Source organism: Pseudomonas sp. TJI-51, assembly GCF_000190455.2.
GTDB lineage: Bacteria > Pseudomonadota > Gammaproteobacteria > Pseudomonadales > Pseudomonadaceae > Aquipseudomonas > Aquipseudomonas juntendi.
The window spans coordinates 2,075-5,130 of the sequence record NZ_AEWE02000165.1 but is presented as its reverse complement, the minus strand read 5'-3'; the positions used below and the strand labels follow the sequence as shown (position 1 = coordinate 5,130).

Here is a 3,056-nt window from a genome sequence, read left to right as displayed (position 1 = left end):
CCTGCCGCGCCTGACCCCGGCCGGCCAGGCGTTGCTGGAGCGGGCACGGCGCCTGCTGGCCGACCTGGCGCAGGCAGAGCGGGTGACCCGCGATATTGGCCAAGGGTTGCAAGGCAGCTTGCGCCTGAACCACTCCAGCACCGTCCCGTTGACCGGCCCGCTGCTGGCGCGTTTGAGCGGTTACCTGCACGCTAACCCGGGGGTTGCACTGGACATCGCCCAGCAGTCGTCGGAGGCCCAACTGGAAGACATCGCGGCGGGGCGGCTGGATATCGGCCTGTTGCGCTTGCCGGTGCTTCGCCAGCATGAAGGCGTGGTGCTGCATGAACTGTTCAGCGAGCCCGTGCTGCTTGCGGTGGCGGCCGGGCATCCGTTGGCCGGTGCGGCGCAGGTGGCGCTGCAGCAGTTGCGCGACGAGCGCTTCATTTCCATTCCGCACCGTGAGCGCGGCGGGCTGAGCTACCTGGCAGCCTCGTTGTGCATGGATGCGGGCTTTTTCCCGCAGGCGGCGCAGGTGCTGTCGCGCAAAACGACCCAGTTGCAGCTGATCCAGGCAGGTTTTGGCGTGGCGTTGCTGCCGCAATGCATGCGCGACATTGCGCCGGCCTCGGTCAGTTTCGTCACCCTGGAGGGGGGCCGGGAAAGTACCGTGGCCCTGGCGTGCCGGCGCGATGCAGAGCAATTGGTGCGCCAGTTCGTGGCCGCGATGAAAGATCACGGCTAGCCCGCAACGCCCGGTAAGGTATGATGCCGGCCATGATCAGAGACCCTTTCGAACGACTCGGCCTGGACCGCGAGGTCCTGACGGTCAGCCAACTCAACGGCCGCGCCCGCGTGCTGCTCGAGGACGTATTCCGCAGCGTGTGGGTGGAAGGCGAGATTTCCAACCTCGCCCGCCCGGCGTCTGGCCACATGTACTTCACCCTCAAGGACAGCGGTGCCCAGGTACGCTGCGCCCTGTTCCGGCAGAGCGCCACGCGGGTGCGCCAAGCGCTGCGCGATGGCCTGGCGGTGCGGGTGCGGGGCAAGGTTTCGCTGTTCGAGGGCCGGGGTGATTATCAGCTGATTCTCGACACCGTCGAGCCGGCGGGGGATGGCGCGCTGCGCCTGGCATTCGAGGCCTTGAAGGAAAAGCTCGGTGCCGAAGGGCTGTTCAGCGCCGAACGCAAGAAGCCCTTGCCTGCCCACCCGCAACGCATCGGTATCATCACCTCCCCCACCGGCGCGGTGATCCGCGACATCATCAGTGTGTTCGGCCGCCGCGCCCCGCAGGTGGAACTGAACCTAATTCCCACGGCGGTACAGGGCCGCGAGGCCATCGCACAGATCGTGCGTGCCATCCGCCTGGCCGACGGCCTTGGCTTCGATGCGCTGATCCTGGCCCGTGGTGGCGGCTCGTTGGAAGACCTGTGGTGCTTCAACGAAGAAGCCGTGGCCCGCGCCGTGGCTGCCTGCGTCACACCGATTGTCAGCGCAGTCGGCCATGAGACCGATGTGTCCATCAGCGACTTCGTGGCAGACGTGCGCGCCCCCACTCCGTCTGCCGCCGCAGAGTTGCTGGCGCCCGACAGCAGCGGCATTCGCCAACGCCTGGAGGGGCTGCAGCGGCGCTTGTTGCTGCGCATGCAGAACCGCCTGAGCCATGACCGCCTGCGCCTGGACTCGCTGACCAGGCGCCTGCGCCACCCAGGCGAGCGCTTGCGCCAGCAGGCCCAGCGCCTGGACGACCTGGACATGCGCCTGCGCCGGGCGTTCCTGCTCAGCCTCAACCAGCGCCGTGAGCGTCTGGCGCGGGCAGAAACCCGCCTGGCTGCGCAACACCCGGGGCGCAACCTGAAACTGCTGGCCCAGCGCCTGGACAGCCTGGCCGAGCGCCTGCCACGGGCCATGCGCGAACTGCTCAAGGACCGCCGCCAGCGCTTCCAGACCCAGCTGCAGACGCTGCAGGTGGTCAGCCCGCTGGCCACACTGGCGCGCGGCTACAGCATCCTGCTCGACGACCAGGGCCAGGCGATTCGCAGCGCCGAACAGACCCGCAACGGCCAACGCCTTACGGCACGCCTGGACCAGGGCGAGCTGCTGGTGCGCGTGGAAGACAATCACCTGACTCCGGTCACCCTTTCGCTATTGGACTGACACATGCCCCGCCTGCTTGCCACCCTGTTCGCCCTTTCCCTGTTACTGCTGGCCGGCGGCGCCCAGGCCAGTTACATCACGCGTGCGCTGAACAAGCCGGTGCCCGGCGGCGTGGCGGTGGTCAACCTCGGCCCTGCCGCCAGCGCCCCCGAAGCGCGCTTCGACGGCAAGCCGGTGCTGGTGGTCAAGGAGCAGGAGAACTGGTTGGCCATTGTCGGAATCCCGCTGACCCAGAAGCCGGGTACTGCCCTGCTCAGCCAAGGCGGGCGCAACCTGCCGTTCAGCGTGGGTAGCAAAAAGTACCCCGAACAGCGCATTACCCTGAAGAACACCCGCCAGGTCAACCCGAACCCCGCCGACCTCAAGCGCATCGACCGCGAGCTGGCCGAGCAGATCAAGGCCTACCGCAGCTTCAGCCCTGCCCTGCCCAGCAACCTGATCCTCGACAAGCCGGTCAACGGCCCGTTGTCGAGCAAGTTCGGCGTGCGTCGCTTTTTCAATGGCGAGGAACGCAACCCGCATGCCGGGCTGGACTTCGCGGTGCCGGCAGGTACGCCCATCAAGACCCCGGCCAATGGCAAGGTGATTCTGGTGGGAGATTACTTCTTCAATGGCCGTACGGTATTCGTGGACCACGGCCAGGGCTTCATCAGCATGTTCTGCCACATGTCGAAGATCGATGTGCAGGTGGGGCAGCAACTGCGCCGGGGCGAGGTAGTCGGGCGCGTGGGCTCAACCGGCCGGGCTACCGGGCCGCACATGCACTGGAACGTGAGCCTGAACGATGCGCGGGTGGATCCGGCGATTTTCATCGGCGCGTTTCAGCCCTGAGACCGCAGCGCCAGACTCGCCGACAAACCCCGCCTCCACAGCGTTTCAGCCCTGTGACAGTGCTGTGGAAGCTGGCTTGCCGGCGATGA

At 67.0% G+C, this 3,056-nt stretch carries 3 protein-coding genes; all 3 read left to right on the top strand.

Features of this window, described 5'->3' with window-relative positions; genetic code table 11:
• Nucleotides 1-724, top strand: a 724-nt coding sequence (locus tag G1E_RS25880) for a LysR family substrate-binding domain-containing protein (RefSeq protein ID WP_047150246.1), incomplete at its 5' end; no start/stop codon positions are given.
• A gap of 32 nt (nucleotides 725-756) precedes the next feature.
• Nucleotides 757-2,136 carry an exodeoxyribonuclease VII large subunit gene (gene xseA / locus G1E_RS25875; RefSeq protein WP_033690506.1) on the top strand — a complete coding sequence of 460 codons (1,380 nt, stop codon included), beginning with the start codon at nucleotides 757-759 and terminating at the stop codon, nucleotides 2,134-2,136.
• 3 nt (nucleotides 2,137-2,139) lie between these two features.
• Nucleotides 2,140-2,967: a M23 family metallopeptidase gene (locus G1E_RS25870; protein WP_009683415.1), complete on the top strand. Its 828-nt coding sequence runs from the start codon at nucleotides 2,140-2,142 to the stop codon at nucleotides 2,965-2,967.
• The last annotated feature ends 89 nt before the right edge of the window (nucleotides 2,968-3,056 follow it).